We start from the raw sequence: 25,198 nt of genomic DNA, 5'->3' as shown, positions 1-25,198 counted from the left end.
TGACGATTCTCGTTGCTGCACAAGGGTTTTCTCATTCTTGTCACGCGGGTCTGCGTTTCCGCGTCACGACTTCACTTCCTGGTGAGCGTGATCTCCAACTTGTTGCCAGGGCCGGACGTGATGCCGGTGATCAGGCCGGTGAGGAACCCGCAGCCGGTGAACTGCGGGATGCCGTACGTCGCGGTCAGCTTGCCGCCCTTGAGCGGGTCGAACCCGGACGCCGAGGCGAGCGGGACGTCGGCCGGCTTCACCGTGTGGCAGGAGGTCGACGAGAGGATCGGGAACCCGAACACGCGGACCTTGGTGAGCTGGACGTCCACCTGCGCGTTCGCCTTGACCGCCCCGCCGGTGAGCGTGCCGTTGATCGCGCCGACCTGGACGAGCTTCACCGTCGCGGACGCCGGGATGAAGCCGAGCACCCGGAAGTCCACATCGGACTTCGGCAGCGCGAGCCGGGCCCCGAACTTGCCGGACGCCGCGTCGAGCTTGGCGTCGAGGCTGCCCGGCCCGAGCGGCAGTGTGGCGTGCAGCTGCTTGAGAGTCGACTTGCCCTTGACCGAGTACTTGACGTCGATGCCGCCCGGCGGCGTGGTCGGCTGGGTTGTCGTCGGTTCCGTGGTGGGCGTCGTGGGCTCGGTAGTGGGGGTCGTCGGTTCCGTCGTCGGAGTCGTGGGCTCCGTCGTCGGGGTCGTCGGCTCAGTGGTCGGGGTGGTCGGCTCCGTCGTCGGAGTGGTCGGCTCGGTCGTCGGCGTTGTCGGCTCAGTGGTCGGAGTCGTGGGCTCCGTGGTGGGCGTCGTCGGCTCGGTCGTCGGAGTCGTCGGCTCGGTGGTGGGAGTCGTCGGCTCCGTCGTCGGAGTCGTGGGCTCCGTGGTCGGGGTGGTCGGCTCCGTGGTCGGAGTGGTGGGCTCGGTCGTGGGAGTCGTCGGTTCCGTGGTCGGCGTCGTCGGCTCGGTCGTCGGTGTGGTGGGCGTGGTCGGGGTCGTCGGCGTGGTCGGCGTCGTGGTGCCGCCCGCCTGCTTGACCTCGAACGTGCCCAGCAGCTGGTTCTGGCCCGGCACGGCGACGCAGTCCGAGGTGAACGTGCCGAGGTCGGTCGGCTGGCCGTCCGCGGTGCGCGGGGTCATCGTGGTGCTGAAGTTCCCGACCGTCACCGACGCGGTGCCCGGGCTGGGGAACGTCACCGCCGGCGCCTTGCCGCTGCTCTTGACGTGGAACGCGCCCGACGGCGGCACCGGCGTCGACGCGATCGTCAGCGGCAGGTTCAAGTTCAGCGTCTTGTCGACCGGGTACTTGAGCTGGGCCGCGGCCTTCGCCGAACCGTCCAGCGACGTGGACCCGACCAGCGCCAGGCCCTCGGTCGCGGTCTCCGGCACGGTGACGTCGACGTCGAACGTGATCGGGGTCGACGACGCGCCCGCGACGGCGTCGTCGGGCAGGTTCGTGTCGATCTTGACCGCCAGGACCTGGTCGCCGATCAGCGGGAACGGGCAGTTGTAGTTCAGCGTCAGGCTCACCGGTGCGGCCTGGGTCGGCCCCGCCCCGACCAGCGCGACGGTCGCCGCGATGCCCGCGACGGTCGCGACCGCAAGGCCGTAGGCGGGCTTTCTCGACTTCCACGAAAACTTCACGGCGCGTCACCTCGGGGAATGGGGGAATTTCAGCGAAAAGTACCTCCGTAAAACCGGGTTAACAAGCGGCCCCGAATTCTTTGTCACGCGCAGGGGATCGCCCTCTCCGCGAAGGGTCACGCAGGTCAGCGGTTGTCACTCGCGGACGATCGGCGCCCGCGAAAATTGTCACGCGCACGGCGAATGGCGGCCATCTTCTTGCTCGTCACCACCGGGTCCGGATACCTTTTTTCCGGGCAGGGAAAGGAGCGGCCATGAACCAGCCGGTCATCGCCGTGACTGACCTCGCGAAGCGGTACGGCGAAGTCACCGCGCTCGCCGGGATCAGCCTCAGCGTCGCCCGCGGCGCGGTGCTGGCGGTCCTCGGCCACAACGGCGCCGGGAAGACGACGCTGATCGACATCCTCAGCACGCGCGTCCGGCCGAGCGCCGGCACCGCCCGCGTCTGCGGTTACGACGTCGTGCAGCGCGGCCGCGCGGTCCGGCGGCGGATCGGGGTGACCGGGCAGTTCGCCGCGGTCGACGACGCCCTGTCCGGCCGCGGCAACCTCGTGCTGATCGCGCGACTGCTGGGCGCGAGACCGCGGCAGGCGCAGGCGCGGGCCGCCGAACTGATCGCGTCGTTCGGCCTGGAAGACGCGGCGGACCGCCCGGCCGGCACCTACTCCGGCGGGATGCGACGGCGGCTCGACCTGGCCGCGGGCCTGGTCGGCGCGCCGCAGGTGCTGTTCCTCGACGAGCCCACCACCGGCCTCGACCCGGTCAGCCGGTCCGGGCTGTGGTCGGTCGTCGAAGGCCTCGCGGCGCGGGGCACGACCGTCGTGCTGACCACGCAGTACCTCGAGGAGGCCGACCGGCTGGCCGACCACGTCGTCGTCCTCGGCTTCGGCCACATCACCGTGTCGGGGACGCCGTCGCAGCTCAAAGCACGGCTCGGCAACCGGACGGCGACGCTGACGTTCGGCACCGAACTGGCGTTGCAGCGCGCGGTGGACGCCCTCTCCCGCCTCGGGCTCGCGGCGGGCCGCACCGGCCTGGTGCTTTCGGCGCCGCTGAGCGGGCCGGGCGACATCCCGGTGCTGGTGCGCGCGCTCGACGCGGCCGGCGCGCCGCTGCGGGACCTGACGGTGACCGAGCCGACGCTCGACGACGTCTACCTTTCGCTGCACCGGACGGCGGTGGCGTCGTGACACAGGCCCGGCACCGCGCGGCGATGGCCGCCCTCGCGGACCCGGCGGCCTGGCCCGAATCCGGCTTCTGGACACAGGTCCGCGTGCTGGCGGCCCGGTCGCTGCGCACGGCGTTCGGCGACCGGCGGCTGGTCTTCTTCGGACTGTTGCAGCCGGTGGTGCTGCTTCTGTTGTTCAGCCAGGTGTTCAGCGGCGTCGGGGCGCTGCCCGGCGTCGCGGCGTACCAGGGTTACGTGAACTTCCTGGTGCCGGCGACGCTGGTCAACATCGCCATGACGACGGCGATGAGCTCCGGCGCGGGCCTGCTGGCGGAGATCTACGGCGGCTTCACCGGACGGCTGCGGTGCCTGCCGATCTCGCTGTTCTCGGTGCTGGTGGCCCGGACCATGGCCGACTCGGCGCGGCTGGGTGTCCAGCTGGTGGTGACGGCTTTGGCCAGCGTGGTCTTCCTGGGCTTCCGGCCGGCGGGCGGGGTGCCGGGACTCGCGCTCGCTTTGCTGCTGACGATGGTGGTCGGCTGGTGCCTGAGCTGGGTGTTCGTCGCGATCACGACGTGGCTGCGCAAGGCCGAGACGCTCCAGGCGGCGTCGTTCGTGGTGATGTTCCCGCTGATGTTCTCCTCCAGCGCGTACATGCCGCTGGACACGATGCCGACGTGGGTTCGCGCGGTCTCGGCGGTGAACCCGCTGACGTACGCGATCGACGCGACCCGCGCGCTGGCCTTGGCCCGCCCGATCGGCTGGTCCGTGGCAGCAGCGCTGGCGATCGCCGCGGTGGCAGCGGTGGCGGGCTCTTCGTTGGCGGCCCGCACCTTCCGAGCCCGCACGTAACTCACGTGATCAGTGACGTGATTGGCGTGATTGAAGCCGGAACTCGCGAGTTCCGGCTTCAATCACGCGAGTTACGGCTCTGATCACGCGAGTCGCGGGTTCAAACGAGGGATTCCAGGTGGGTCGCGGCCTCTTCTGCCCCGCCGGCCGCGGCGAACGACTCGCGGATCCTCGCTGCGCCGGGCCGGAATGTCTCGGCCGACTCGATCGCCTTGCGGATGTCCGCCGCCTTCGCGCGGTCGAACCGGATCCGAACCCCAGCCCCAGCCGCCGTCACTTGCTGGGCCAGCATCGACTGGTCGTCGCGGATCGGGGCCACCACCAGCGGCACTCCGGCCGCCAATGCCTCGCACACCGTGTTGTGACCGCCGTGGCACACCACCACCGACGCGCGGGCGAACACCGTCACCTGCGGGATCCGGCGCGCCAGCCCGACGCTTTCACTGATCAAGTAGCCAGCGGGGTCCACGACGAGCCCCTGCACGGACGGCATCCCGGCCAGCGCGTCCACGCTCTCGGCGAGGAACCGTGACCCCGCCGAAGCGTTCGACGTCCCCAGCGTCACCACGACCAGGGGCCGATCGTCCACAAGAGACCACTCACCCGAAGCGGCCGGCAGCGCCGGACCGACGTAAGCCACCGGAGCCGCGAGGCGAGACGGGCCGGCCAGCGCCCGCGTCGTGAACGCCAGCACCAGGTGCGGTGAGAACCGCAAGTCCCCGAGCAGCACGCCGTGACGAGCCCGCAGTCCCGCCTGCAGCTCGTCCACCCAGGACGCGATCTTCGGCAACGCCCGCAGCGGATCCGCCAGTTCGGTGGACGTCGACGCCGACGTCGCCCACGGCAGCCCGCACCGCTCGGCCACCAGCGCTCCCGCCATCGCCTGCTGGTCCACCACGACCACGTCGGGCGCGAACGAAGTGACAGCCGACAGGACACCCGGAACCATCTCGTCCGCCAGCGGAACCAGGTACTCCTCCCACAAGTACTTCAACGCGGCGAACCCGCGCAGCCCGGGTGGCCGCAACGCCAACGAAAACGGTGCGGAGTCCCCTGCCGGGAAGACGCGTCCGGAGACCAAAGTGGACACTTCCGGCTCGGGACCGCACCACGCCACGGAATGACCCCGCGCCTCAAGCACCGAAGCCACTCCGCGCAACGGCGCCACGTGCCCGGCCAGCGGCGGCACGACCAGCAGGAACCTCACGCCGCGTGCCGCTCGATCCAGCGCAGCACCAGCTCGCGTACCTCTCGGTGCTGCTCCACCAGCACCGAGTGCCCCTGCCCCTCGAACACGTGCAGCTCGCCGTGCGGCAGCAGCGACGTCAGCGCTTCGAGGTCGTCGGCCTGGTAGCCGTGACTGCCCAAAATGGACAGTACCGGGCAGCCGATCGCCGCCACCTGCTCCCACGTGAGCAACGGCCCGAGCGGCACCTCCTCGGCCATCTTCGTCGACGTGATCCGCTCCGCTGCCATCTTCGCGAGGCGCCGGTGGTGGGCGCTGAAGTTCGCCTCGATCCAGTCGAAGCTCTCCTCCACCTGCAGGAACTTCACGGTGTACGCGAGGATCTCCGCCATCTTGCCCGCCCACACCTCGGTCGCGGGTTCACTCTCGATGCACACGATGCTGCGGACACGTGAAGGATTGGCCACGGCGTAGCTGTAGGCGAGGGTCCCGCCGAAGCTGTTGCCCACCAGGTGCACCGGCCGGTCGACGTCGAGCTGCTTCAGCAGGTCGTCGAGGTCGGCGACGAAGTCCCCGAGCGTGTAGCCCCGCACCGGCCGCTCGGTCTTGCCGTGCCCGCGCAGGTCGTAGCTGATGACGTCGATGCCGGCGGCGGCCACCGGCGGGGCCAGCGTGAGGTAGAAGCTCGCCAGGCTGTCGGTGCCCATGCCGTGCAGGAACACCACGGTCTCGGTGCCGCCGGCGGGCACGAGCTGCACGTTGGTGCGCAGCCCGTTCACGGTCATCGTGGGCACGTGCGCTCCCCCACGAACCGGGCGATGTCGCCGACGGTGAGCCCGATGACGTCGTCGAGGTCCTGCTCCGCCAGGTACTCGGCGAGGTTGACCTCGGCGCCGAAGTGCTCGGTGAGGATGCTCGCGAAGGTCACCAGGTCGATGCTCTCCAGCTGCAGGTCCTCGTGGAACGTCGTGCCGGGCGTGATCTCGGTGCCGAGCACCTCGGCGTCGCCGACGAGCTCGGCGAGCAGCTCGGCGACGATGTCGAAGACGGCGGACGCGTGGTCGATGGTCATGACGTGCTCCTGACGTGTGCGATGGCGGTGTCGCCGGTCAGCTCGACCGTGACGGCGAAGTCCGGGAGTTCGCGGCCGCGCCCGGACACCCGGCCGTCGTCGTGGACGCGGATCTCCGCCGGGTAGACGGGTTCGGCGAGCCGGACCCGGACGGCGTCCTTCGCCGCGATGCGCTCCAGCAGCCAGCCGCGAGCTCGCCGCGGGGGCACGGCGGCGAACTCGGCGCGTTCCTCGGCGCTGAGGTAGATGCCGGCGTAGATGTCCCGCGCGGCGACCGTCGGCCAGCGGTCGGTGACCGCGACCGAGCCGTCGTCCCGCCGTTCCGCGAGCTGGTGCCGATCTGGGAAGGCGTAGACGCGGTGGGCCGCGCGATCGCAGGGGAACCGGACGTCCCGCCAGCCCTCGATGCTCGCCAGTACACGGCCGTCGCGCACCAATTCGGCGTCCATCTCGAGCACGTCGGGCCGGGGCAGCCGGACGCGGATGAGGCATGAGACACGGGTGCCGGGCACCGGTTCCGGCCCGTGCCAGGTGAGCCGGCCGATCGACCGGGGGAACGCGAGCAGGCCGTCGGAGCGGGCGGCCATCAGCCAGCACCCGAGCAGCTGGCCGACGTTGTCGAGCAGCCCACCGGGCGCGTCCGGGACGACCAGCTCGCCGCGGATGTGCCGCTCGCCGAGGCCGGTCAGCCGGGACAGACCCCGGTACGCCGGGCCGTGGAACATTTCGCGCTGCGCGTAGATCTCCTCCGCGGTCAGCGGTGGTGTCGTCTCCGGGCCGGGCACCCCGGCCGGAGACGGCGGCGGAGCGAACGTTCCCAGCTCGACGGTGAGCAGCGCGTACGGTCCGATCTCGACACTCACGCGGTCGCCCTCGCGGCTCATCGACAACGGCACCCGCTGCGCCGGCGAAGCAATCAGCCATCGGGAGAACACGGCGTCCCGCACCGCGACCGCCGTCGTGCCCGGCCACGTGCGCTCGACGGCCCGGCAGGCGAGGTCCACCAGCGTCGTCGCCGGCACCACCGGCCGGAAGTCGGACTCGTCTGGCCAGTCTTCGCGCTGTCGGAAGAACCGGTGGTCGCGCAGGTACGGCATCGCGGTCAGGGACACATCCACAGTGGACTCGACGCACCGGCTCGCGGCTGCGGCGACGACGTCCGCCGCGGTCCGGCGGGTCTCGGTGAGCAGCGCGGTGAACTCGGCGACGATCGCGTCCGGCACCCCGGCTGGCAGCGCGTGGTCGTCGAGCAACCCGCGAGCCGAATCTCCCAGCGACAGCAGGGAGTTCCCGGTGACGAGCCGGATCTGCCGTGGCTCCAGGGCCCCGAAGTCCGGGTTCCCGCCTTCGGTCCACAACGCGGTCGCGACGCGGCGCAACTGGGCGAGCCCGGACCGGGTGCCGGACGCGGCCGCGACGACCAGGTGCCGACGTTCGCCCAGCGTGTCAGTGACGTACGAGCCGAGCTGTCCGGCGCCGACCTGCACGAACGCGCGGAACCCGGCGTCGTGCAGTGCTTCGGTCAGCTCCCGGAACCGGACCGGGCGGATCAGGTGCACGAGGTAGAGCTCGCGGACCGCGTCCGGATCGGCCGGGTAGGGCCGCGCGGTCGTCGCCGACCACACCGGCAACACTGGCTCGCGCAGGTCCAGCTCCGCGACGAGCCGCGCGAACGGCGCGAGGTGCGGGCGCATCAGCGGAGTGTGGAAGCCGGACCGGAACGGCAGCGTCCGGGCCACGATCCCCAGGCCACGGCAGGTCTCGGCGAACTTCGCGACGGCGTCGGGCGGGCCGCACACGATCGTCTGGCGGGCGGCGTTCTCATGGGAGACCACGAGGTCGCCGGGGAGCAGCTCGGCCACCCGTTCTGCTGAGCAACCCAGCACCAGGTAGTCCGCGTCGGGCAGCTCGAACCCGTCGGGCCAGTAGTGCTCGAGGAGGCCCGGCTCCGCCCGGTACATCCCGGCGGCCTGCATCGCGGTCCACTCGCCGACGCTGTGCCCGGTCAGCGCGTCGGGCCGGATCGCCAGCCGCCGCAAGGCTTCGTCCAGCACCAGCCCGGTCGCCGACACGCTCGCCGCGCGGTCGAGCACGCTCGCTGTGGACCACTGTGGACAGTTGAGTCCGAAGTGCTTCGCCACGTCGTCGATGCGCGGCTCGGCGCCGGCCTCCAGTCCCGGGTGGACGAAGGCGATCTTCCCGTTCGGCAGCAAGGGATCGACCGAGCACCAGATGTCGCCGCCGCCGTGCCACGACCGGCCCTCGGCCGCCACCTTCGTGAGCACCCTCCGGGCCGTGGCCAGCTTGCGCTCGTCCGGGCCGACGATCCCGATCCGGCAGGGGCCGTCGCTCTCCTCCGGCCGGTCGAGCCGGTCCAGGAGTTCGCCAGGGGTGTTCGCGGCCAGCCGCAGCACGCGTTCCGGCTCCTCGACGCGCACCCGCCGCTTCGGCACCGGATCCCCGGCCTCCAGCACGACGTGCGCGTTGACGCCGCCGAAGCCGAACGCGTTGACCGCTCCGACGCGCGGGAGCGTGCCCCACGGCTCGGCCTCGGCCAGCACCCGGAACCGGGTCTTGTCGAGCAGCGGGTTCGGGTCGGCGCAGTTGAGCGTCGGCGGCAGCACCCCGTGGTGCAGCGCGAGCGCCACCTTGGCCAGCCCGGCGACCCCGGCCGTCGGCAGCGTGTGCCCGATCATCGACTTGACCGAGCCGATCACCGACCGCGCCCCGTCGGCCTGACCGAAGACGTCGGCGACGGTGGTCAGCTCGGCGGCGTCCCCGGCGGGCGTGGCCGTGCCGTGGGCTTCGAGCAGGCCGATCTCCGCCGGGTCGAGCCCGTCCCAGGCCCGCCGCAGCGCGAGCGTCTGTCCGGCGACGGACGGGCTGAGCAGGCTCGCGCCGCGCCCGTCGCTCGACGTGCCGCTGCCACGGATCACGGCGTACACGCGGTCGCCGTCACGCCGCGCGTCGGCCAGCCGCTTGAGCACGACGAGCGCGGTGCCCTCGCCGATGAGCATGCCGTCCGCCTCCCGCGAGAGCGGGCTGATCCGCTGGCTCGGCGACAGCGCGCCGAGCTGGGTGAACAGCGACCAGAGCGTGTCGTCGTGCGTCTGGTGGGTACCCCCGGCCAGCACGACATCGCAGCGGTGCCGGGTCAGCTCGCCGATCGCCTGGTCGACCGCGACCAGTGAAGACGCGCAGGCGGCGTCCACTGTGTACGCCGGCCCGCCGAGGTCGAGCCGGTTCGCGACGCGGGCCGCGGCGAGGTTCGGCACGAGCCCGGCCGCGCTCTCCGGCCGGAACTCGCCGAGGGGCTCCAGCAGCGCCGTCCGCAGCCGGTCGAGGACGTCCGGCCCCGCCGACGGTAGGAGTTCGCCGACCGTGCGGGTGATCTGCCGGACGGTGCGGACGCGCTGGTCGAAGCCCCGCAGCCCCGGCGAGAGGTAGCCGCCGCGGCCGAGCACGACCCCGATGCGTTCGGGGTCGCCGAGCCGGCCGAGACCGCCCGCGTCGTCGACCGCGGCCACGGCGACGGCCAGCGCCGTCAGCTGGTCGGGCTCGGTGCCTTCGAGCGACGTCGGCGGGACGCCGTGGGCGACCGGGTCGAAGGCGAGCGTGTCGGGCGCGAACCCGCCGCGGTGGCCGTGGGTCCGGTCCGGCGCGGTGGCGTCGTGGCCGTGGAACGCCGGGTCGCGGCGGTGCGGCGGGATCTCGGTGACGGCGTCGACGCCCTCGGCGAGGTTCCGCCAGTACTGGTCCACTGTGGACGCGCCGGGCAGGAACACGCCCATGCCGACGATCGCGACCGGCTCCTGGCTCACCACAGCGACGCCGTGTACAGGACCGCGCGGTCGGTGCCGTAGGCGAGTTCGCGCAGCAGGGCGGCGGTGCCCTCGGCCGGGTCGAGCAGGCCGACGTCACGGCGTTCGTACTCGCGCGCGAGCTCCGGTGACACCATGCCGCTGTGGTCGTCCGCGGGCGCCCACGGTCCCCAGTGGACGGTCACGGCCCGGCCGGGCCAGCTCGCCGCCAGTGCCTCCAGGGCGTCGTTCGCGGCGGCGTAGTCGGTCTGGCCGCGGTTGCCGAGCACGGCGGCGATGCTGCCGAAGAACGTGACGAACCCGGGTTCGGCTTCGAGTGCGTCAAGCAGGGTTCGCGCACCGTCCACTTTGGTCTCGTAGACGGTCCGGAACGACTCTTCGTCCTTGTCGGCCATGAGCTTGTCGTCGATCACGCCGGCCGCGAAGACGACCCCGTCGAGCCGGCCCGGCAGGTTCTTGACGAGGCGGCGCACGGCGTCCGGGTCGCGCACGTCGAGTGACGTGTACCCCGCCTTCCCGCCCGCGGTGCGGATCTCGTCGAGGGTGCGCCCGATTTCACGCTGGGCCAGCACGATCCGCACGCGGCGTTCGATGTCGGCGACCGGGCCACCGCGCCCGGCCAGCACCGCGCGCATCGCGGTGGGGTCTTCGGGCAGGTCGTCCGGCTGACCGGGCCACGCCGTGCGGCCGGCCAGCTCGATCCGGCAGCCGGACGCGGCGAGCGCGACGGCCGTGTGGGCGGCGATCCCGCGGGCCCCGCCGATCAGCAGGACGACGGAGTCCGGGCCGAGGCCGAGCGCGGCCAGCTCACCTCCGCCCGGCCCGGCCCCCGAGTACGCGATCGCCCCGAGGTCCGCGGGCCGCGGCTCGATCGTGAAGCGGCCGGCGTCGTCGTGACCGACCACCGCCGGGCCGTCGCTGAGAGCTTCGTCGACCAGCACCTTCGCGAAGTCTTGGGTGTCTTCGACGAGCCGGGTGACGCCGTCGCGTTCCAGCGCGGCCGAGCGCACCAGGCCGCGCAGCCCGGGCACGGCGTCCGGCTCCGCCGCCACGAGGACGGTCCCCCGCACCGCCTTGAGCTGGGCGAACACGTCCGTCAGGTCCCGGGCGAGCAGCACGGTGAGGTCCGCGTCCCCGGTGACGACCTCCGCCCCGGCCGCGGCGAACGCGGCTCCGACGGCGTCGTCCGGCACCGCCACGGTCTTCCCCCGCAGCCGCCCGGGATCCGGGTCCAGCGGGACGGGCACCCGGTCGAGCCGGTAGCGGGTGGGCGCGACGGCCGCCGGGACGGGGTTCAGCCAGCTCTCCAGGTGCGCGGCCAGCGCGTCGGCGGTCCGGTCGCGGCTGAGCTGGTCGGTGCGGTCGTCGGCCGGGAGCCCCAGCCGGGAGAGCAGCGTGCCCGCGATCTCGGTGCGCTTGATCGAGTCGATCGAGAGGTCGGCTTCGAGATCGAGGTCACCGGCGATCATCTCGGCCGGGTAGCCGGTGCGTTCGCTGATCACGCCGATCACCGTGCCGCGGACGTCGGCTTCGGTCGTCTCGGGCTGTGGTTCCCGTTCTGGTTGCGGTTCGGGTTCGTGGATCACGACGGGTGCGGGGGCACTGCCGAGGTAGCCGAGCATGACCTCCCGCTGGGCGACCACGAGTTCGCGGGTGGTGCGCAGGAAGTCGACGACCGCCTGGTCGCGGCCGGGAGCGGGCTGGGTCATGGCGGAACTCCGGATTCGTCGGGCCGGGGGCAGGGCGGGGGTCGCGGCGCCGGGCGCGCGGGCGGAGCGTCCGTCGACGGCCCAGGCGGTCGGGGACGGCGCGGGAGGTTTGGTCCGTCGCAGGCGATCGGTGCGGACGTCGACACCGGCTCGCGCGAGGGTGCGCAGGGCGGTGAGGAAGGCCTTGAGATCGGGCCCGCATGCGACGACGGTGTGCGGCCGGTCGCCGAGGATCTCCCCGACCAGCCGGGTGAGCACCCGGCCCGGCCCGACTTCGACGAACGTCCGCGCGCCGGCGTCGTACATGGCTTCGATCTGGTCGAGGAACCGGACGGGGGCGCCGATCTGGGCTGCGAGTTCTTCTTTGACGTCACCTTCGTAAGGCTTCGCGGTGCGGTTGGACCACACGGTTCGCTGCGGGGCCCCAATGGACTCTTGGGCGAGTTCTCGTGCGAAGACGTCTCCCGCTTCGGCGACCAGCGGGCTGTGGAAGGCGCACGCGACCGGGATCCGCCGGGCCGCGACACCGGTCTCGCGCAGCCGCCGGATCGCGCGTTCGATGGCCGCGGTGGGTCCGGAAAGGACGACCTGTTCGGGCGCGTTGTGGTTGGCGATCACGACATCCGGGCCGATGAGGGTCGGGGTGAGGTGGTCCCGCTGGGCCCTGACCGCGGCCATGGTGCCGGGCCGGGCTGTGTCGGCGATGGCTTCCGCGCGGGCCCGGCTCAGTCGGAGGAGAGTCTCGGTATCGAAGGCACCGGCGACGGAGAGGGCGACGAGCTCACCGTAGCTGTGCCCGGCGAGGAAGGCCGGCTCGACGCCGACTTGCTGCAGCAGCCTCGCGACGGCGGTCTCGACCAGCCCGAGGGCCGGTTGGGCGGCGCGGGTGTCGGTGAGGGCTCGTTCTTGCGCCTCGGCGGTGTCGGCGTCGAAGGCGTTGGGGGGAAACGCTTTCGCGGCGATGTCGGGGGCGAGCTTGAGGAGATCAGCGAGTTCGGGGAAGTGCACGAAGAGTTCGGCGAGCATGCCGGTGCGCTGGCTGCCTTGGCCGGGGAAGAGAAAGGCGACCTTGCCTGGTTCCGCGCCGCTCTTCCGGACACTATGAAGGAGCTCTTCAGCGTCGACGGGCCAGTCCCGCAGTCCGTGCCGACGGTCCGGGGCCACCGGTCCCGCCCCCAGCACCGCGTGGAAGTTCGTCCCGCCGAAGCCGAACGCGCTGACCCCCGCCAGCCGGGCCGGATCCGCCCATGGCCGGGCCGTCGTCGTGAACGTGAACGGGCTCGCCTCCGGATCCCAAGCCGCGTTCGGCCGGCTCAAGTGCAGCGTCGGCGGCACCACCTCGTGCCACAGCGCCAGCGCCGCCTTGATCAGCCCCGCCAGCCCGGCCGCGCACTTCGTGTGGCCGATCTGGCTCTTCACCGACCCGAGCACGCACGAACCGGGCGAAGCACCGGCCGCGGTGAAGAACCCCGTCAACGTCCGCAGCTCGGTCGCGTCGCCGACCACCGTGCCGGTTCCGTGCGCCTCCACCAACCCGACGTCCACAGGGGACACTCCCGCGTCCCGGTAAGCCCTTTCCAGCGCCCGGTGCTGACCTTCCGGCCGCGGCGCGGTCAACCCCAAAGCCTTGCCGTCGCTCGCCGCGCCCACGCCCTTGACCACCGCGTAGATCCGGTCGCCGTCGCGCTCGGCGTCGGACAGGCGCTTCAGCACCAGGCACGCGACGCCCTCGCCCAGCGCGATGCCGTCGGCCGCCGCGTCGAACGGGCGGCAGCGGCCCGTCGGGGACAACGCCCCCGCCGACGTGAACATCAGGTAGTCGTGGATGCCGTTGTGCAGGTCGACCGCGCCGCACAGCACCAGCGAACTCGTCCCGGCACGCAGCTCCTTCGCCGCGAGGTCGAGCGCGGCCAGCGACGACCCGCACGCGGCGTCCACCGTGTAGTTCGCGCCGCCGAGGTCGAGCCGGTTGGCAATCCGGCCGGAGATGACGTTGGCCAGCGTGCCGGGGAACGTGTCCTCGGTCGGCGCGGGCAGTTGGGCCAACAGCTCCGGCGGCACCTCGTCGAGGTAGCCGTCGAGCAGGGACCGCAGCGTGCCCGCATTGGCGAGGTCGCCGCCCGCCTCCGCGCCGAACACGACGCTCGTGGTCTCACGGTCGAAGTCGCGCTCGCCGTACCCGGCGTCGGCCAGTGCCCGGCGCGCGGTCTCCAGCGACACGAGCTGCGCGGGATCGATGCTGCCCATCGCCGACGGCGGAATGCCGTGGTCGAGCGGGTCGACGTCCAGCGGCGGCAGGAACCCGCCCCACTTCGACGTCGACTGTCCGAAGTAGACTTCCGGGTCCCAGCGTTCCGGTGGGACCTCGGTGACCGCGTCCTCGCCGCGCAGGACGTTCGACCAGAACGCTTCGAGGTCGGGAGCGCCCGGGAACGTGCAGGCCATGCCGATCACGGCGATGTCCTTTGTGTCCGGTGCCGGAGCAGCTTCCGGCTCGCGAGCAAAGGTTTTCCCGGACGTGACGTCGGCATGCAAGTCGGCGATCGTCGTCCGGCGGTCGCGCAGCACGGCGACCTGACCGGCCATGTACATCCCCTCGGCGAGCTGGGTGGCGTCGTCGAGCCGTTCGCCGTCGCGCCGGACGCCCTTGCTCGCGACACGCAGCCGTCCGGTGTTCAGCTCTTCCAGCCGCTGCCACGCTTCCTGCGCGGGTATGTCACGCAGACCGGCCTTGACCTGCTCGAACTCGGCCGTGTACGGACTCGGCAGGCACCGCGTGCGATGACCCGGCGCGGTCTCGAGCGTGACGGTCGCCTCAGCGGCGAGCGCGCGTTCCTGGAACAGCCCGGTGATCGCGCCGTGCGTCACCGCCTCTTCGGTGAAGAGGTACGCGGTACCCATCAGGACGCCGACAGCGTCGAGCGGCGCGGCCATCGCGCTGACCATCGCGGCCGACCGGGCGTCGTGGATCCCGCCCGCGAACAGCACCTCGACGTCCTCGGTCGCGCCGAGTACGGCCAGTTGTTCCTCCCACAGCTCGAAACTCGGTCGCGGACCGACGTGCCCACCGCATTCGGCGCCTTCGAAGACGAACCGGCGGACCCCGGCGTCGAGGTACTGGCCGAGCAGGATCGGCGACGGGACGTGCACGAACGTCGCGATCCCCTCGGCCTCCAAAGCCTTGACCTGCCCCGGTTTCCCGCCCGCGACGAGCACGCACCGCGGCCGCGCGGCCCGGATCGCGGCGAGCTGCTCGACGCGCAGGTCGTCGGGCACGAAGCCGAGGATGCCCGCGCCCCACGGCCGGTCGCCGAGGCGTTCGGCGGTGCGCGTGAGCAACTCGGTGGTGCGCGTGCCGTTAGCCGTGGCCACCGCGACGAAGGGGAACCCGCCCGCTTCGGCGACCGCGGCCGCGAACCCCGGCTGGTCGCTGACCCGCGTCATCGGTCCTTGGACGACCGGGAGCGCGCTGCCCAGGGTCCGGCACAAGCGCGTGCCCAACCCTGCCGCGGGGACTTCGGCGCCGATGACCCGGCGCACGCCGGCTTCCGTCGCGGACGGCAGCACCACGCCCGCCGCGCCGCCGGCGAGCGCACCGACCGCGGTGCGCGGCCCGGCGGCGGTTCCCCACACCGGAACGTCGAAGGCGGTCAAGAGCTGTTGCAGCAGAACGAAATCGCTCAGCTCACCACCGCGCGCGACCAGCCCGAGCGCGCCGCCGTTCACCGCCTCGGCCGCCATGGCGGCGTCCGCGACCTCGGCGAGTGCCCCCGTCCAAGGCGCTCTCGTCCGGACGGCGAAGGCCGCACCCTCGGGGAGCGGACCGTCCGTACGCACCCCGTACGGCACCCGGACCCCGGCCGCGACCAGCCGCAGCGCGGCCGGATCGGCACCGTCGAGCACGCCGAGGCCACCGCCGCGCGCGACCGCGGCGACCACGCCGGGGTCGCCGAAGCCCGGGCACCGCAGCCGTCGGGCGTGCGACGGCGGGACGAGTTCGGCCATCGGCTGACCTCCTGTGAGCGGGGTGGGTGATCGTCACCGAACCGATTCCAGGAATAACGTACCGAGCACGTGGAAAGCAATACTCGTGCTAAGCTCCGAAAGTGTCAGATAGCTCGCAGTTGACGTCCTGACCAGCACTTTTATCACTTGCATAGCAATCAGGAAATACATTTTTCGCACGTGGATGACAATGCCACCCCGAATTACTGGAGCCCGCGTGGAACTGACCGGACGGGTCGTCGTGCTGACCGGCGCTGCACACGGAATCGGGGCCGCCATGGCGCGGCGCTTCGCCGCCGAGGGCGCGGCCGGGGTGGTCGTGTCCGATGTCGACGCCGCGGGCGCCGGACGAGTGGCGGACGAGATCGCCGACGCGGGCGGGCGCGCCGTCGCCGTGACCGCCGACGCGACGTCCAAAAAGGACCTGAAGACGCTGGTCGCGGCCGCTCGCGCCGAGTTCGGCGAGGTGGACCTGTTCTGCGCCAACGCGGGCGCGGCGTTCGGCACCGGCGTCCACGCGGCGGACGAGCAGTGGGCGAAGTCGTGGGAGATCAACGTCATGCAGCACGTCCACGCCGCGCAGGTCGTGCTGCCCGCGATGCTCGCGCGCGGCGAAGGGTACCTGCTGATCACGGCGTCGGGCGCCGGGCTGCTCGGCACCCCCGGCGACGCGCCGTACTCGGTCACCAAGCACGCCGCCGTCGGCCTGGCCGAGTGGCTGGCGATCACCTACCGGCCGCGCGGGGTGCGGGTCAGCGCGCTGTGCCCGCTCGGCGTCCGGACGGCGCTGCTCGAACCCGGCATCGCCGCCGGTCACCCGGCCGCGCTGGCGATCGCCGCGGCGGCGCCGCTGCTCGAACCCGAGGACGTCGCCGACGCGGTCGTGCGCGGCCTCGGCACCGAAGAGTTCCTGATCCTGCCGCACGCCTGCGTGCGGGAGTCGTTCGTGCGCAAGGCGGGCGCGGTCGACGCGTGGATCGACGAGATGGCTGTCCAGGGAGGCTGACGTGGAGTACCGCAGGCTCGGCGCGAGCGGGCTCGCCGTGAGCGAGATCGCGTACGGCAACTGGCAGAACGGTTCCCGACCCGGCTGCGTCGCGGCGGCGCTGGACGCCGGCGTCACGACGTTCCACACCGCGGCGGCGTGGGACGGCGGCGCGGCGGAGGCGTCCTTCGGCGAGGCGTTCTCCGGGGTGCGCCGCGACGAACTCGTGCTGTGCACCGGGGTGTTCTGGCCCGAGGGCCCGGGGCCGAACGACGCCGGCCTGAGCCGCAAGCACGTGATCGCGTCGCTGGAAGGCTCGCTGCGGCGGCTGCGCACCGACCACGTCGACGTCTACCAGCTGCTGCGCTTCGACTACCGCACACCGGTCGCGGAGACGTTCCTCGCGCTCTCGGATCTCGTGCGGCAGGGGAAGATCCGGTACGTGGGCACGTCGGAGTGGACGGCCGAGCAGCTGCTGCAGGCCCACGAGGCGGCTTCGCGGTACGACGTGCCGTTCGTCGCCAACCAGCCGCACTATTCGATGCTGTGGCGGGTGCCGGAGGCGCAGGTGATGCCGGTGGGCGAGCGGATCGGGGTCGGGCAGTTCGCGTCGATGCCATTGGCGCAGGGCGTGCTGACCGGCAAGTACCGGGACGGGCGCGTCCCGGCGGGCTCGCGCGGGGCCGGGCCGGCGCACGCGCGGCCGCTGCTGATCCCGGAGCTGCTGGAACGGGTGGAGCTGCTGCGCGGCGTCGCGGACGACGCGGGCCTGACGATGGCTCAGCTCGCGCTGGCGTGGACGTTGCAGCACGAGACCGTCGCCTCGACGGTGGTGGGGGCGAGCACGCCGGAGCAGGTCACGGAGAACGCGAAGGCCGCCGGTGTCCGGCTGGACCTCGACGTGCTGACCCGGGTCGACCAGCTGCTCGGCAGCCTCGTGCAGACGGATCCGCGGCTGGTGTGGTCCCCGCCGGCGTTCTCAGCGCTCTCAGCCTGAGCCGAGGCAGACGAAGGGCCGGCGGAAGGGGTCGACGGCGATCGCGTCGGCCAGGGCCAGTGCGGGGCTGTCCCGGACGGCCAGCGCGCGGTAGTAGTCGTCCATCGCGGCCGCCGAAGCCAGGTCGCCGACGCGTGACAGCGGCGCGATCACCGTGCGCGAGCCACTGGCGAGCAACGCGCTGGCGAAGCCGAGAGCCTCGTCGCCGGGCCGGATCCGGTTCAACGCGAGTTCGCACGCGGCGAAGACGACTTGGCGCGGCGGTTGCCGCAGGCCGGCCATCTCGTGCCCGAAGAGCGCGCCGTCGGCGAGTTCGAGCCGGGAGAACAGCGCGTTCTCGGGCTCGTGCGCGCCGTGGGCGGCGAAGTGGGCGAGCTTGGCGCCGTCCATCGCGCGCAGCACGGACTTCACGGTGGCCTTGGCGCCGGTCATGGTCGTCGCGGTGCGGTAGTGGGTGGTCAGCTTCTCCAGCTCACCGCGCGCACCGGCGAGCCCGGGGCCGCGCACGAGCACGATCTTGCGGGCCCGCGGCGACTTCGTCAGCTCGGCGGCGAGCCAGGCGGTCGCCGACGGCGCGACGACGGTGGGCCGCCCGCGCAGCCCGGGCAGGACGCCCCACGGCACGGCGTAGAGCGGCCCGGTGGGGACGATGACCAGCTGGCGGTCGCCCAGGATGTCCGCCAGAGGCTGGATGAGCTGGGCGTCGAGCTTGTCGGCCTGCTTGCGCGCGGAGACCATGACGACCTCGGCGAGCCGTTCGGGGAGGTTGTCGGGCGCGAGGGCGTCGAGGTCGACGTTGAGCACGCGCGCGGACTCGGCGGCGGCCTCGGCGGACCCGAGCCGCACGAGCCGGCACTCACCCCCGGCGACGACGACGGCGACGAGCTCGTCCCCGGAGGCGGCAAAGCTGACCAGAGCCCGTTCCCCGAGCTGCGCGACGACCTCCCCGAGCCCGGCCACCGGCCGCGGCCGTCCCCAGCGCCCGGTGTGCCAGCCGAGCCGCTGGGCCTCGCGGAGCCGTTCGTTGTACTTGGCCCGCAGCCCGGCGATGGGATGGCCGTCGTGCTGGGCTTCCTGGATAGCCTGCCCGAGGCCCCGCACCTCGGCGACGCGCGCGGCGAGCTCGGGATCGGTCCCGGCGGAGAGCGGTTCGTAGCGGTAGGTCTGGGCGCGAGTCCGTTCGAGCCAGACGAAGAGGCGCCGGGCATCGTTGCGTTCGAGCACGAGCTTGACGGCGAGATCGGCGAGCTCCTGGCCGTGGAGCGCGGTCCCGGAGACGAGGTCGAGCCCGCCCATCCGGTCGCGAACGGCGTCGAGCTCCGTGAGCCCGGACCGGATTTCGGTGAGCGCCTTGGCCCGGTTTTCCTGGGCAACGGCGAGTTCGGCCCGGCAGAGGCGGCGCAGCATCCGGTAGTCGATGGGGGTCAGCTGGCCGGGGCGGGGGACTTTTTGCAGGGTTTCGACGGCGCGTTTGAGGTTGCCGCGCCGGATGTCCAGGCGGACGGCCAGCATCCGAGCGGTGGCGGCCTGGTCGGTGAGTTGGGGGATCGGCATCTTCGCGGCCGTGTTTATCGCCCGGGTCGGCAGTGCGGCCGGGATGTGGCCCGCACGCAACGCTTCGCGGGTGTCCGCGTGCAAGCCGACGACGGTCGCGTTGGCCGTGCACGTGCGGCATCCCGCGCGCTGCATGCCCCGGCGAGCGGAGGATGCCATCTGCCGTGCGAGTTCGAGTTCGTCGTTCAGCAGCGCGGCCGACGCCCGATGGAGCTCCGCGAACGCCAGCTCGCGAGTGATGACCTGTTCGTTCCGCATGAGTTCGAGCACTTCGTCGAGGTGCCCGGCGGCTTCCTCGGCCAGCCCCGCGGCCAGGAGCGCTTCCGCCTGCTCGAGTCGGAGCAGCGGCGGAATTTCCCGGTCCAGGGCGCGGTAGGTGCGCTCGCTCTCCTCGTACAGCCGCAGCGCCTCCGGCACGTCACCGGTTCGATGGGCCAGCCCACCGAGGGTCCGCCGGACATCCGCGGCGACGGCGCCCAGCTCGTACTTTTCGGCAAGCTCGATGGATCGAGTCAGATCCGCCCGGGCCAGGGCGACATTGCCGAGCTTCGTGTGTGACCACCCTCGAGTGGAAAGGGTCTGGACGAAGGCGCCCATCCGCACTTCCGGGTTGGGACCGTGCTCCAACCGGTACTCGTGGTGCGTGATCGACTCGTCGAAGTACCCGATACTCTCCTCGTAGCGCCCGACGGTCATCAACTTCACGGCGTAGTTGTGGTTGAGCGAGCCGTCGAGTTCGGCCCGGAGGACCGGCTCGGAGACGGTGCTGACCAGTAAGCGCACGTCATCCAGCCCGGCCAGCCCGGCCGGCACGTCCCCGGTGATCTCGGTCGACATCGCGGCCAACGTACTCGCGAGCCGGATGCGGGTCACCAGCCAATCGGTGCGGTGCTCGTCCGGCACCGGGTGGATGGAGTCCAGCATGCCCATCCCGCGGCGCAGCAGCCTGACACCTTCGCGATAGCGCCCCACGCACGAGGCATCGGTGGCATCTTTCTGAAGGGCGCGGACCCTGTCGATGACACCGGGCGGGTCCAGGTTTGTCACAGGCACTCCCCTATGACAGCACAGCTCGTGACGAAATGACGCCCGCCTACCGGTCGAAGATCGGCAGGCGGGCGATCACAGCTTGGTGAAGCTCAGCGGGCGACCTGGTAGCAGGGCGACCCGCAGTTCGGAGTCACGACCGGGCCGTCCTTGAGCGGCGGGTGGTCAAGGTGCACCCAACCGTGCTCGTCGGGCTCCGGGTGCGGGACCACCGGTCCGGCCTTCTCGACCGGCTCCGGGGTTTCCTCCGGCTTGGTGTCCGTGGGCGTCGACATGGTCGATCTCCTCTCCCCTGGGGATCTGCATGGGGCCGCTCGCCGTGACGGTGAGTCCCCCTCGCGGGGCCCTCTCCCCGCGAATGGGCCAATAGTTCCACAACGGAGCAATGATCGGGAGGGTTTCGCTACTGAAAGTCAGTCCGGACCGTGTGATCAGGCCAAACGCTCCGGTCGGAACGTCCTAACGAGTGAACTCTGTAACGACGTCCATTGCGGACGTGCATCCCGCCGGGTGGCCGAGTGCGGGCCGGGGCCGTCCGGGGTGAGGGGTTACGCCGGGTGCGCGCGGCGACTCCTTGCCCTCGGCCGGCTGCCGCCTGGTTCGGCCGGAGGTGCGGGCTTGGTCGGGTTGCTTGGCCTTGGCCGGAGATGGCCTGGGGTCGGCGGTGCCGGCTACGCGCCGAACCCGCCTTGGCTCTGGCTGACGGGTCGCCAAACCTGCGCGCGCCTGCTTCCGGCGCCTGCTTCCGGCGCCTGCTTCCGGCGCCTGCTTCCGGCGCCTGCTTCCGGCGCCTGCTTCCGGCGCCCGCTTCCAGCGCCCCGCCTCCGGCACCCGGCTTCCAGCGCCCGATTGCGGCGCCCGATTGCGGTCAGTCCGCTTCCTGCTCCCGATTGCGGTCGATCCGCTCCACTTCCGGCACGCCCCGCCCCCGTGGTGCTCTGCACCGACCGGCAGATTCCCTGCCGAGTCAGCACCTGACCACGCTGCGCTGACCAGCCACTTCCGCCGCCTTGGCCGCCCTGCACCGGCCCGCAGCCAACTCACCCTGCGCCGACTAGCCGCTCCCCGCCTACTAAGCGCCCGGCCTGCCCCTCGCCGACCGGCCGCTCCCTGCCAGCTCTGCGTCTGACCTGTCCGCACCGACCTCGCGCTCGGCGATCCTTGCTGGCGCAGAACAGTTTTCGGGCACTCACCCTCCCCCCTCCTGGCCGTCCGGGTCAGGAGAGTCCTTTGTGGACCGCTATCTCGTCACGCCCGCTGGTCCGTCACCGCCTTGTGGATCGCTGCCACCAGCCTCACGTTTTCCGGGGCCGCTCCGCCCGGGAATGCGAACCTGCGGCGGTTGTAGCCGTATGCCAACCCGCTGCGGGGGTCTGCGAACGCCTGGGAACCCGCCGCGCCGCTGTGGCCGAATGCTCCCTGCCCCAGGACCGGGTAGTCCTCCGAGACGACCGCGAAGCCGAGGCCGAATGCGTTGTGGTTGCGGGTCGACAGGTCTGCTCCGATCGAATGGATCTGGGCGAACTCCGCCGCCGTCTCCGGGTTCAGGAGGCGGTCGGGCCCTGTGATCGCCGCCTCGTACATCCCCGCCAGGCCTCGGGCCGATGCCACGCCGCCCACCGATGCCGGGCTCAGCCTGCGGACCACCTTGAGGTTCGGGAGGTCCCAGAGCTCCGGCCCCTTCGGGTGGTTGCGGTTGAACGCGATGCCGCTGATGCTGTCCGGGCCCGTCGCGTTCGCCTCCAGCTCGGCCAGCTGCTCCGGGGTCGGCAGCATCGGCTGCGTCGTCAGGAACCGCGGCTCCAGCTCGTCCGGCAGCCCCAGGTAGAAGTCCAAGCCGAACGGCTGCCGGATGCGCTCCTCGTAGTGCTCCTGGATGCTGCGGCCGGTCACCCGCCGGACGACCTCGCCGGTCAGGGCGCCGATCACCAGCGCGTGGTAGCCGAACTGCGTGCCGGGGCGCCAGTACGGCCGCTGCGGGGCGAGCCGCTCGGCGATCACCCGGTCGTCGGCGATCTCGTCGGCCGTGAAGCCGGCGTCCGCGCCCACGACGCCCGCGCGGTGCGCGAGCAGCTCCCGCAGCGTGATCGCGGCCTTGCCCGCCGCGCCGAACTCCGGCCAGTAGTGGCTGACCCGCTGGTCGAGGTCGAGCACGCCGTCCTGGACGAGCAGCGCCACCACCAGGTGCGCCGCGCCCTTCGTCGAGGAGAACACGCCGGTCAGCGAGTCGGCGGTGATCTCGGGGCCGGTCCACAGGTCGACGACGCGCTCGCCGTCGACGTGCGCCACGAGCTGGGCGGCGTAGTCGCCGCCTTCGCCGGTCGCGACGGCGGCGAACTCCTCTCGGACGGACTCGAACCCGTCGGCGACGGTGCCCTGGATGTGCTCGGACGACATGGTGGCTCCCTCAGTGATCGTTCGCCTGTGCCTGGAACCAACCTACGCAGCGGCGGGGTATTCCACGTCCTGTGCCGTTCGTTACCAATCCGACCACAGTCACGGCCGAATCGGTCCGCAGCAACGGTTGCGTACCGCTCGGGGGTCGGCCTACTTTTGGCCGGATTGGTAACGCCGAAGCAGTTCGCCAAGATGTTCCCGGCATGGGGGAACCGGAGTTCGAAGGCGAACCGGCCGAAACCACACGACCCGGCCGCGGCCTGGCGATCGCGTCGCTCGCGATCGGCGCGTCCGGGCTCACGCTCGCCGTCGCCACCTGGGCGGCCTGGCTGATCGTGCGGCCGCCGGTCGTGACCGCGTGGGTGTACTCCTGGGTCGCGCAGGCGTTCGTGCTGGTCCTCGGCGCACTGTGGTTCGCGTTGCTGCCGATCAGCGTGCTGGCGCTGGTCTTCGGCGTCCACGCCGGTGCGCGCACCCGGCCCGGTCCGGGCCGGATCGGCGCCACGCTCGCCGTCGTCACCGCGCTGCTCGCGTTGTCGGGCGCCGCGGTGTTCGCGACGACGTCGTGGCGGCAGGTCGGCCCGCCCGTCGCCTACTTCGACACCCAGACCGGTTCGGGCCGGTAGAAGTCCCGCGCCGGCGGGTACCACCGGATCATGAAGCTGACCTCCACGGTGCTGGGCACGCCGGAACCGCGTGTGCTCGCCGAGTTCTACTCGAAACTGCTCGGCTGGCCGATCAAGACCGACGAGCCGGAGTGGGTGACGTTGCGCCCGGACGACGGCAGTGCCGGGCTGTCGTTCCAGCTCGAGACCGACCACCTCCCGCCGGTGTGGCCGCCCGCCGGCGGCGCCCAGCAGATGCAGCTGCACCTCGACATCGAGGTCGACGACCTCGACGCGGCGACGGCGACCGCGACCGCCGCGGGTGGCGTGGTCGCGGACTTCCAGCCGCAGGCGGACGTCCGCGTGTGCTTCGATCCGGCCGGGCACCCGTTCTGCTTTTGGACGCGCACTTGAGGTGACGCCCCGCGTTCGCCCGATCACAGGATCCGCTATGTTCGCCTGAGGTCCTGTTCCCGGCGAACGGAGTTGAGTCCTGTGGGGGTGCACCGGATCTGGCACCACGGACTGGTCCCCACCGAGGGAAAACGCCCCCTGGACGCCTTGCGCGGCAGGCTGATCGCCCGCCAGCGGCAGCACGACGACTACACGGTCGCCGATCTCGGCTTCTCCGACGACGGCGGTTCGCGCCGATGCGACCTGAAGTTCGGGTGGACGGGCGGCGAGGGGCGCTACTCCGTTCAGGTATTGCTTTCGCTGTGCTACCACGCCGGCGAAGATCGCGTGGCGTGGTTGCTGGCCGCCGCGTGCTCGCGGCCTTGGCGCAGCTGCCACGAAGCGCCGGCGCACCGGATCGGGCTGGAGGAGCTCGGCGCGAGCGGGAGTGACGAAATCCCGATCGAAGCCCCGGTTCTCGCAATGCGCGGATGGTCTCGCGAGGAGTGCGACCGCGTCGCGGAACTGCTCGGCGAAGCGCTGGTGGCGCCGTGGCGGACGTCGGCGGTGCTGATGCTCACCGAACCGCCGACGATCCCGGTCGAGGGCTGGCCCGGCCTGGTCAACGTCTTCGACGTCGACGACCGCTTCCGCCGCACCCTCAACCAGCACGTGCCCCTCGGCTACGAGGTGCCGCAGGGCGCGCGGCTGTACGCACCGCTGTGCGACCAGCTCCCGGACTTCGTCGAGACGGCCAGCCCGGTGTCCGGCGAGGCGCTGCAGGGCGCGATCACGCGGCTGCTCCAGACGCGCGGCCGGACGCCGCTGCCCGAGGAGTGGGCGGAGGTACCGAGCGTGAAAGCCTGGTACGCCGCGGATCCGTTCGACGCGCCGGAGCGGGAACCGGACGCCGAGCTGACGGAGAAGCTGGACCGCGCCGAGCGCGAGCTGGCGGAGGCGCGGGGCGTGATCACGATCCTGCGCAAGCAGTCGAAGGCCGACGCCGCGGACCGGGATCGGCACGCCGGCGAGGTCAAGGTGCTTCGCCACCGGCTCGAAGAGCTCTCCGCGATCGACGTCGCGTGCCTGCGGACGCAGCTCGCGCAGCTGCAGGGCGAGGTGGACGACTACGCGCGCGCGTTCGAGGAGACGGAGACCGAACGTGACGAGCTCAGACGCGTGAACGGGCTGCTGGCGGGCACGCTCGCCCGGTACCACGACGCCGACGACGCGGTCGCCGCCGCCGAGCGGCCGCCCGAGGAGTTCCCGAGCTTCGCCGAGCTGCTCGCCGTCGCGACGGCGACGCTCAAGCACCTCGCGATCACGGCCGAACCGGCTCCGGCCGCGATCCTCGACCACCACCCGAAAGCCGCCGCCTGGCGCCGCAAGGCGTGGGACGCGCTCCGCACCCTCGACGCGTACGCGTGCGCGCGGACCACGTTGCTCGACGCGGGCCAGGATCCCGGGCCCGGGCTTTCGGACGTGCTCGCGTTCGCCCGCACCGGCCAGCCGGGTTCGCTGATCAGCGCCAACATCATCGCTCTGGCCGAGTCGGACACCGTGACCACGAACGAACGGCTCCGGCAGGCGCGGACGTTCCGCGTCGCCCCGCGGACCAACCCGGTCGGCCGCGACTACTTCGGCGCCCACATCGCCTTGGAGCGCTTCAAGTCGCCGGCGCCGCGGCTGCACTTCCTCGACGACACGGACCGCACGGGCGCGGTGTACGTCGGGTATCTCGGCGCCCACCTGCCGACGTCGAAGACCAACTGAGCGAGA

The 25,198-nt window shown here is 72.0% G+C and carries 16 protein-coding genes; 7 read left to right on the top strand and 9 right to left on the bottom strand.

Features of this window, described 5'->3' with window-relative positions; all coding sequences use genetic code 11:
* Positions 1–71: 71 nt before the first annotated feature.
* Positions 72–1,628: a DUF6801 domain-containing protein gene (locus QQ657_RS30990; protein WP_284745802.1), complete on the bottom strand. Its 1,557-nt coding sequence runs from the start codon at positions 1,626–1,628 to the stop codon at positions 72–74.
* Positions 1,629–1,882: 254 nt separating this feature from the next.
* On the opposite strand from QQ657_RS30990, the gene QQ657_RS30985 reads away from it, so the two are divergent.
* Both QQ657_RS30985 and QQ657_RS30980 read left to right on the top strand, forming a co-directional pair.
* The gene (locus QQ657_RS30985; protein WP_284745801.1) at positions 1,883–2,818 is read left to right on the top strand and encodes an ATP-binding cassette domain-containing protein; all 936 of its coding nucleotides are present in this window, start codon (positions 1,883–1,885) and stop codon (positions 2,816–2,818) included.
* Positions 2,815–3,648 carry an ABC transporter permease gene (locus QQ657_RS30980; RefSeq protein ID WP_284745800.1) on the top strand — a complete coding sequence of 278 codons (834 nt, stop codon included), beginning with the start codon at positions 2,815–2,817 and terminating at the stop codon, positions 3,646–3,648. The genes QQ657_RS30985 and QQ657_RS30980 overlap by 4 nt, the downstream gene beginning before the upstream one ends.
* A gap of 100 nt (positions 3,649–3,748) precedes the next feature.
* Here the strand turns inward: QQ657_RS30980 and QQ657_RS30975 are convergent, their stop codons facing one another.
* Genes QQ657_RS30975 through QQ657_RS30955 form a run of 5 tightly spaced genes read right to left on the bottom strand, consistent with a single transcriptional unit; the run spans position 3,749 to position 15,441 of the window.
* Positions 3,749–4,855, bottom strand: coding sequence for a glycosyltransferase (locus tag QQ657_RS30975; RefSeq protein WP_284745799.1), 1,107 nt, complete (start codon positions 4,853–4,855; stop codon positions 3,749–3,751).
* On the bottom strand, positions 4,852–5,628 hold the full coding sequence (locus QQ657_RS30970) for an alpha/beta fold hydrolase (protein WP_284745798.1): 777 nt from the start codon (positions 5,626–5,628) through the stop codon (positions 4,852–4,854). Before QQ657_RS30970 ends, QQ657_RS30975 begins: the two co-directional genes overlap by 4 nt.
* Positions 5,616–5,906, bottom strand: a complete 291-nt coding sequence (locus QQ657_RS30965; protein ID WP_284745797.1) for an acyl carrier protein — start codon at positions 5,904–5,906, stop codon at positions 5,616–5,618. The genes QQ657_RS30970 and QQ657_RS30965 overlap by 13 nt, the downstream gene beginning before the upstream one ends.
* Complete coding sequence (locus QQ657_RS30960) at positions 5,903–9,730, bottom strand: beta-ketoacyl synthase N-terminal-like domain-containing protein (protein WP_434056798.1); 3,828 nt, start codon at positions 9,728–9,730, stop codon at positions 5,903–5,905. The genes QQ657_RS30965 and QQ657_RS30960 overlap by 4 nt, the downstream gene beginning before the upstream one ends.
* Complete coding sequence (locus tag QQ657_RS30955; RefSeq protein ID WP_284745795.1) at positions 9,724–15,441, bottom strand: type I polyketide synthase; 5,718 nt, start codon at positions 15,439–15,441, stop codon at positions 9,724–9,726. The genes QQ657_RS30960 and QQ657_RS30955 overlap by 7 nt, the downstream gene beginning before the upstream one ends.
* 217 nt (positions 15,442–15,658) lie before the next feature.
* On the opposite strand from QQ657_RS30955, the gene QQ657_RS30950 reads away from it, so the two are divergent.
* Together QQ657_RS30950 and QQ657_RS30945 are read left to right on the top strand one after the other, a co-directional pair.
* Positions 15,659–16,447, top strand: a complete 789-nt coding sequence (locus QQ657_RS30950; protein WP_284745794.1) for an SDR family oxidoreductase — start codon at positions 15,659–15,661, stop codon at positions 16,445–16,447.
* 1 nt (position 16,448) lies between these two features.
* Complete coding sequence (locus tag QQ657_RS30945; RefSeq protein ID WP_284745793.1) at positions 16,449–17,423, top strand: aldo/keto reductase; 975 nt, start codon at positions 16,449–16,451, stop codon at positions 17,421–17,423.
* Here QQ657_RS30945 and QQ657_RS30940 read toward each other — a convergent pair.
* The 3 genes from QQ657_RS30940 to QQ657_RS30930 all read right to left on the bottom strand — a co-directional run bounded on the left by QQ657_RS30940 (position 17,415) and on the right by QQ657_RS30930 (position 22,421).
* Positions 17,415–20,024, bottom strand: coding sequence for a CHAT domain-containing protein (locus tag QQ657_RS30940; protein ID WP_284745792.1), 2,610 nt, complete (start codon positions 20,022–20,024; stop codon positions 17,415–17,417). The two genes, QQ657_RS30945 and QQ657_RS30940, sit on opposite strands and share 9 nt — an antisense overlap.
* A 92-nt stretch (positions 20,025–20,116) precedes the next feature.
* Positions 20,117–20,299, bottom strand: coding sequence for a hypothetical protein (locus tag QQ657_RS30935; protein ID WP_284745791.1), 183 nt, complete (start codon positions 20,297–20,299; stop codon positions 20,117–20,119).
* Positions 20,300–21,272: 973 nt separating this feature from the next.
* On the bottom strand, positions 21,273–22,421 hold the full coding sequence (locus QQ657_RS30930; protein WP_284745790.1) for a serine hydrolase domain-containing protein: 1,149 nt from the start codon (positions 22,419–22,421) through the stop codon (positions 21,273–21,275).
* Positions 22,422–22,624: 203 nt separating this feature from the next.
* Between QQ657_RS30930 and QQ657_RS30925 the strand changes: the two genes are divergently transcribed.
* The 3 genes from QQ657_RS30925 (at position 22,625) to QQ657_RS30915 (ending at position 25,192) form a co-directional block, all read left to right on the top strand.
* Entirely contained in the window at positions 22,625–23,047 is a 423-nt protein-coding gene (locus tag QQ657_RS30925) for a hypothetical protein (RefSeq protein ID WP_284745789.1), read from the top strand.
* Positions 23,048–23,077: 30 nt separating this feature from the next.
* Positions 23,078–23,440 carry a VOC family protein gene (locus QQ657_RS30920; protein ID WP_284745788.1) on the top strand — a complete coding sequence of 121 codons (363 nt, stop codon included), beginning with the start codon at positions 23,078–23,080 and terminating at the stop codon, positions 23,438–23,440.
* A gap of 81 nt (positions 23,441–23,521) precedes the next feature.
* Entirely contained in the window at positions 23,522–25,192 is a 1,671-nt protein-coding gene (locus QQ657_RS30915) for a hypothetical protein (RefSeq protein WP_284745787.1), read from the top strand.
* The last annotated feature ends 6 nt before the right edge of the window (positions 25,193–25,198 follow it).

Origin of the sequence: Amycolatopsis ponsaeliensis (genome assembly GCF_030182635.1) — a bacterium.
Taxonomy (GTDB): domain Bacteria; phylum Actinomycetota; class Actinomycetes; order Mycobacteriales; family Pseudonocardiaceae; genus Amycolatopsis; species Amycolatopsis ponsaeliensis.
This window is presented reverse-complemented; position numbering and strand designations above follow the sequence as displayed.